The organism is Zhongshania sp. (assembly GCF_041584495.1).
Classification (GTDB): Bacteria; Pseudomonadota; Gammaproteobacteria; order Pseudomonadales; family Spongiibacteraceae; genus Spongiibacter.
This window is the reverse complement of the sequence record NZ_JBFHDY010000044.1, coordinates 21,549-28,196: the sequence shown is the minus strand read 5'-3', so window position 1 is coordinate 28,196 and position 6,648 is coordinate 21,549. Positions and strand designations below refer to the sequence as shown.

Genomic DNA, 6,648 nt, shown 5'->3' with positions numbered 1-6,648 from the left:
TGCGAACTACCCGTTCAATCTCAAGGCCAGGTATGCCTATAATTCTTCCTGCGTGGGACATCGGTATTCTCCATCAAACTGTTTCTTCGCAAATTCAGTTTAATGAATGCCGGTGTCCCCCGTTAATGATGAAGAGCCAATCTCCGTAAAGATCAATACGCAGGCCTTTCTCGCCTTCCTCTGGCGTTAGCACCACTTTGTCGATAAGCCCCCTCAAATGCTGCGATGCTTCGGCGCGTGCGCCATCCGCATTCAACGATGCCTTTAAGTCTTTAATGGCTTGGTGGTAACGTGAGGCCATGGCCGGATGAATCAGAGGTTTGAGTGCGGGTTGCACCGTCAGAGCTTGTTCTGCTTTCTCAATGCGCTCAGAAACACTTTCCAGATCGTCTTTCACCATATTGGCGGGGATACCGACTTTGATGGCCTGTATTAGGCGCTCGCGCTCTTTGAGAAGGCTGTCACGTTGAGATTCAAGAGATTTACGCTGCGCATTGGCCTGCGCATGCAAGGTGCTCAAATGCTTGGTGTATTCCTTACAGAACACGTTGACCAGCTCTTCACGCATGAGGTGGCCTTGCAAGCCATCCAAAACATAGCCCTCCAGCGTTTCTCGTTTGATGGTGCGGCGATTGTTACAAACGCTATCCCCTTTGTTTTTGGCCGCAGAGCAGCCATATTGAGTAGAGTTGATTTTGGAATACCCGCCACCGCAAACGCCACACTTGGTCAGTCCTGATAACAGATATTGGGGGCGGTTCGTTTGCCAAAGCGCGGTAGATTTACGATCCAGTGTTTTCTGGCGTGCCTTAACCGCTTCCCATAGCTCAGAATCAACGATGCGTTGCTCTGGCACATCCTGAATAATCCATTCAGACGGATCATTCAGGCGCGTTACACGCTTTCCTGTGGCAGGGTCTTTGATAAAGCGTTGTCTATTCCAGATCAGGCGACCGATATAAAGCTCGTTATTCAGGATGCCCGTACCGCGCTTGCGGTTGCCGTTTATGGTGGATTGCCCCCAGCTTTTGCCAGATGGGCAAGGTATGCCTTCCTCGTTCAACTGAGCGGCAATAGCTTTGGGCGATTTGTTCTCAAGGCCATATTCTCGGAAGATGCGGCGGATGATATCGGCCTGCACTTCATCAATCTCACGATCCCCTTTGATGGCTTCACCATTGGCGTCGAACTGCTTCACCACCTGATAGCCATAGGCCAGACCGCCACCTGATTTGCCTTTTTCTACTCGGCCACGAAGTCCACGGCGGGTTTTATCGGCCAAGTCTTTGAGGAACATCGCGTTCATGGTGCCTTTCAGGCCTATGTGAAGCGTGGATATTTCGCCTTCTGAAAGGGTGATGATTTTAACGCCAGCAAACTCCATGCGTTTAAAAATGCCTGCGATATCCTCCTGATCACGCGAGAGGCGATCCAAAGCTTCTGCAATGAGTATGTCAAACTCACCATTCATTGCGGCACTGAGCAGAGATTGAATACCGGGGCGCATGAGTGATGCCCCTGAAATTCCTGCATCCGTATAACAATTGCCAAGCTTCCAGCCTTCAGCGCTTGCTTTGTCACTGCACAGGCGAATTTGATCTTCAATCGATGCGTCACTTTGAAGGTCAGAGCTATATCGGGCATATATGCAAGCACGTTGCGTCATATTCCTATCCACCATCTTCTATATCGGGATTGCTAAGCGCGCGGCGATAAAATTCGTAATCTTCTTCGGCGGCGCGTCTTGCGAGAAACTTCACGAGAGCGATTATCGCTTCATCGTCGGAACCCCGATTATGACTCGCTTTCAGCGGAGTCTTCAAACAAATCTGAGCCTCATTTGACTCATTTTTATTCTGTTTTATGAGGGGGTTATCCATATATCCCCCCATAAAAAAGCAGTGAAGGCGAATAACTGCTCTCACTGCCGTATTCTTTGCGCCAGCCGCGTATATCTGAGAGATGGCACGTTCTGGGTGCGGAACATGCACATACACCCACCTGACCACAAAAAAAGAGAGTTGCATGGAACGCTCTGGCGCTCCCACAATCTCTCATACTTATAATGATACGCCTGAAATCGTTAATAAATCGTAAATAAGCACCCTGCAAACCGCATGTTTCTGCCGTTTTTTTACTTTCTGTTTTTTTGGACAATAAATTAATCATATTTATTACCCCGCCCTTGTCGATTTTTTAAGAAGGTAAAAGCAGGCAATGATTGATACGATCCACCATTCGATATGATCAATTGAGAACTGATTTAATATGCCAGATAAGGCGAAAAGAAATAGCGCCTGTAAAGTCAGTTTCAATAAAACTGTATTTGTTTGCTTATGCCCCTGTGTTGATAGCCCACGACTAAGAATTGGCGGCGACTGCCTCGCTTGCAGCATGCGTCCCCAGATGAAAATGCGATACCACGACTTTGCCGCCAAGATTAATAACAGCCATGGTGTTACCCAATGAAAAACAAAACTAAATGGCGCGTAATCATAAGGGGGGATTTTTCCATCAAGCCCAACCCACACGCTCCATGCACATGCAGCCATTACGATAATTGAAAGCCATGCTCTAAATATCATGTGCTCACCCTCCATCAAATATCGAAGAGAGAGGCGCGGCAATGTTGAGCCCCTGTTTAGTGAAATTCACAGGCCTGCTTATTGGATCGTCGGCAAAGTTTGGATGAATATCGTAAATCGGCGAACCATTTTTATTTCTATATCTCTGCTCCAAAAAGTAAGCGGTTTTGAAGCAGGCAATTGGGTTAGCGTGAGACAAGATAAGAATCTGAGCAACTGGGCTCATCGTCATGACTTCATCGGGAGTGATAAGCGAACGCGATGTGAGCGCATCCTCTCGGCTTAAAAAGCTGGGATCACTAAAAAGGCGAGCCCGCATCTCAGCGCTGTACTCGCTCAACGATTCAATCGTTGTGATGCCGCACAGCCTTGATGTGTATTCAGAGGTCATCAAATCACGGGTGCCGAAGATTTGTATAACGCCGCTATTGGCAATGAAGGTTTGCCACCTCTCCCCGTAAAGTGAGACGAGCTGATTTAAATCCTGCACAATCATATGAAGCTGCATGCCATACCCCGCCATAAGCCCAAAGGCGGTTTCAATGACCTCCATGCGCCCCAAAGCAGCGGCTTCTTCCATAAGAAAGTACACGGGAGGGTTTGGCTTGGCCTTAAAGCGGGTTACTGAAGTAATTGCAGAACTTAGCAACATTCGCAAAAAGCGGTTATAGGTAAACAATCTTCCAGCAGGCAAAACGACAAAAATATCTGTTTTGCCATTTTCCAACTCTTCAAAGGTAAAGTCTGATTCCGATAAAGTGCGCTGTATTTTTGGGCTTTCTAAAAAATGCGTATTTTGTTGCGCCGTTGATAATATGCTGGAAAATTCTTTGGGCGCTTTATTAAGGATACGTGCGGCGGCAGAGCGAACATATTCGTTTGAGCTTTGCATCATGCCGGGCTTTATTAATACAGCATTGCCTTCTTCATCCTTTTCGTATTCGCCGCCCACAAGGTTTTTGAAATCGTTAGAGGATAGGCTTAACAATCTTCTCACTTGCGGAATGTCGCGTGAGCGCTTGGCGGTCGGCATTAACACCAAAGGCGTGGCCGCAACATAGAGAATTAGCCCCATAACGAGCGCGCGAGCTTCATCCGTCCAAAACGGGTCTTTTCCGCCTCGGTCGGTGACAAGACTATCTGCAATATTCATGGCATCCTCAACAAAGTCATCATTGTCAGGATCAAGCCAATCCATAATGTTAAACCTTGATTGAGGCATGCCAAGCTTTGAGCAAGCTAAATCCCATGGATCGATAATGATGACTTTATGGCCAAGCACGTCCCGCCGATATCGTGCAGCAATTAAAGACAACTCACCATCTTTCACATCAAGGGCAACCAGCGAACCACGATGCTCCAAGCATCGCGGCATACTCGCGGTTAGAAGTTTTCCGCTTCGTGTAGGTGCTACAGTCAGCAGGTGCTTTTGAGTATTTGTGGTAATGCAATAAGCGCGACCTTTGTTTGCTTCGGCCATGCCGTAGCCAAGGAATATGCGCCCACTTTCGCCGTAACCTTTTTGGTGAAGATGGCTTTTCGTCGCCCATTTACTTGAGCCATGCAAATCGGGGTCGCGGCTATATATCCGCGACGGATGCTGCGTGCCTTGGCTACGGAGTTGCATGTGCACCTCCAGAGCAAGGCTTAACGCTTAGAACCTTCTGGCTTTGATAGGCAAGCCCGATGGCACTAAAGTAATGCGATAGCGACTGCTTTACATTGCCGCCTTGAGAAATAAAGTGATCGGTAATGCCTTCAAGGTCATCTTTATGATTTCCACCAATGAAATACACAAAGGTCAGAATGCCATTTTTATTGGCGAGTAATTCAGCTTTTACTTTTGCATCATTTACGGTGTAACCGTCAGTGATGACGATAGCCGCCTTCTGATACCCATTGAAGTAACTGCCCGATAGGTCTGAATAGGCACTGCTCAGCGCCTTAAAAATATCTGTGCCGCCACTGGCTTCAATATTTTCAAAGCCAAATCCGCCGCCATTGCATTGCTGGTAGTTTTTATGACCGTAAGTAAGGTCGGAGTTAAAGCTACCAACGGCGCATAGTGCATGTGACGGCAATGAATTAAGAAAGTTATTAGCCGCGCTTTTCACCGCGTCTATGTTGCCAGCCATAGAGCCAGAACGATCAAGCAGTAATGCAATACCAATGTCAGGCGGTGCTTGCTGAACGGTTTTGTAATCAAAGCACAGCTTTTCACCGCTCATAGAATAAACCGCGACGCTATCGGAAGGCGGCGAAACAAACTGACCGTTGGAATCCCTAAAGCTGGCAACGATGTTGAGCTGCGAAGGGTTTCCTGAGGTTTGAATAATCTCGGAGGTTCCACCGCTAAAGGCGACAATAATATTGTTCGACTGATCGATATCGAACCCCGATACGATTTTAATGCCGTTGGCATCGACCATTCCGAACTTGGATATTGTTCTTATGAGAATGTCCGAGGCATCAAGCAAAGGGTCAGTTTTTAACTTCAAAGAAATGGATTTCTCAAAATCATATTTTGATCGAATGACAATAATCGGCGCTGAATACTCACTTTTTGATTTAACAGTGATAACAAGCTCATTTGCCAGCAGGTTGGTGTTGCAGAAGGCCGAAAGGCCAACTGCAACTGCGAGGTTTTTAATGAGAGTTTTCATCGATATCCCTCCACCTAAAGCAACGTATTCAGTCGGGACTTCGTTTGTGCCTCACCAAGCAATTCAAAATCAATATCGCCACTGCGCGCACGTTTCAAAATTCCGAGTGAGCTAAGATAGGCTTGCAGCACCTTGTCTTGATCGGGATGAACACGCATGATTTTGAGAGTGGTGAGCTTGCTGGCCAGATTTGCCAGCGCTAACTCGCTTGGCATCTCTTGAGGCACTTCAACGTCAATCGGATCGTTACCTTGCTGAAACGGCACATGAACCGTTGAGCCAATCCAGTACAAGCGAATGCTGTCAGGCTGCGTTAGATTCACGGTTGTTTCAATCTGATCAAACGCCATAACCAAGTCCGAAAAGGTCGGTTTAAACGCAATCAGATTCGTAACATCTTCCGCTTGCGAGAGAAGTTGACCAGCCGTTCCCGACCACGCAATACGGTTAGGCAGTGCGCTCAGAATAATGTGAATCTGAACATCACTCGTGGCTTTCCTTCGGGAAAGTGAGGTTAATTGCTGAAGTAAATGAAGCGCGGTATTGCGTGCTTCATCCTGATCTTCAGTGGCAATGGTTCCTCCATTCTCGATGAGCACAAAAATATCTTCATGAATTTTGGCTTTGGGTGCCTGTGCTTGTTCACCGCAAGCGGTAATGCAAAGGGCTAGGATAAGAGCGGTTAAATATTTCATGACTATTTCTCCTCTGACTTAAGGCTTTGAAAGGCGCGTGTGGTGAATAAAGCAAGGATGATGTTGATGACGGCTATGACTGCGCTCACACCAATCGCCAGCCCTTTGTTTTGTGCTAGAAAGGCCATCACACCGCTTTCTTGCTGCACGACAAATCCACCCTGAGCGCTTTCCCTTGCAACGAGGGTGTATAAATTCACGACCTCAAGGCCTATGACCATAATTAAGACCAAGCCAGCGATGCTCGCCAAAATCTGATTTTGCGGGTGAGAAAACCATTCTTGAGGATCATCCAAGATATTTTGACGATGCACTTCCGCCCAGATGAAGAGCGGAGTTGCTACCGAAAAGGTCGCCAGCAGTATCGATATGATGTGAGAGGCATTTGCATCAGGATCAAGCATGCCAAACATCCCGCCGAGCACAGGAAGCTCTGAAAGGTATGTTTCGTTCATCAAGCCTATCGTTTCGGTGTAGACCGCATAGAACATAACGAACATGGCAGCTTCAAGCGAGACGGCAAAGAGGACTTTGATCACTCCTGACGGGCTGACGGCTTTCACACCGTCAAACGGCGTTGGTTTGTCGAAGTTCATGAGCGCACCTCCCCGGATTTGCGAGGCAGCGCATTACGGCAGCCATGTTTGGCGCAGTATTCACTGTTACAGCTATAGAACTGCTCGCAGCGAAGCTGGTCTGTTATTG

General features: G+C 47.5%; 7 protein-coding genes. All 7 read right to left on the bottom strand.

Translation table 11 applies throughout. From position 1 onward, the window contains the following. Window positions 1–94: 94 nt before the first annotated feature. Complete coding sequence (locus ABYP33_RS09320) at window positions 95–1,666, bottom strand: recombinase family protein (RefSeq protein ID WP_373090546.1); 1,572 nt, start codon at window positions 1,664–1,666, stop codon at window positions 95–97. A gap of 4 nt (window positions 1,667–1,670) precedes the next feature. Continuing rightward, window positions 1,671–2,027, bottom strand: coding sequence for a hypothetical protein (locus tag ABYP33_RS09315; RefSeq protein WP_373090545.1), 357 nt, complete (start codon window positions 2,025–2,027; stop codon window positions 1,671–1,673). Window positions 2,028–2,174: 147 nt separating this feature from the next. Then, the gene (locus ABYP33_RS09310; RefSeq protein WP_373090544.1) at window positions 2,175–2,585 is read right to left on the bottom strand and encodes a hypothetical protein; all 411 of its coding nucleotides are present in this window, start codon (window positions 2,583–2,585) and stop codon (window positions 2,175–2,177) included. Between the two features lie 4 nt (window positions 2,586–2,589). Next, window positions 2,590–4,212, bottom strand: a complete 1,623-nt coding sequence (locus ABYP33_RS09305; protein WP_373090543.1) for a type IV secretory system conjugative DNA transfer family protein — start codon at window positions 4,210–4,212, stop codon at window positions 2,590–2,592. Beyond that, window positions 4,199–5,248 carry a VWA domain-containing protein gene (locus ABYP33_RS09300; protein ID WP_373090542.1) on the bottom strand — a complete coding sequence of 350 codons (1,050 nt, stop codon included), beginning with the start codon at window positions 5,246–5,248 and terminating at the stop codon, window positions 4,199–4,201. The genes ABYP33_RS09305 and ABYP33_RS09300 overlap by 14 nt, the downstream gene beginning before the upstream one ends. Before the next feature lie 14 nt (window positions 5,249–5,262). Continuing rightward, window positions 5,263–5,943, bottom strand: a complete 681-nt coding sequence (locus tag ABYP33_RS09295) for a hypothetical protein (RefSeq protein WP_373090541.1) — start codon at window positions 5,941–5,943, stop codon at window positions 5,263–5,265. Between the two features lie 2 nt (window positions 5,944–5,945). Beyond that, window positions 5,946–6,539: a hypothetical protein gene (locus tag ABYP33_RS09290; RefSeq protein ID WP_373090540.1), complete on the bottom strand. Its 594-nt coding sequence runs from the start codon at window positions 6,537–6,539 to the stop codon at window positions 5,946–5,948. Window positions 6,540–6,648: the final 109 nt, after the last annotated feature.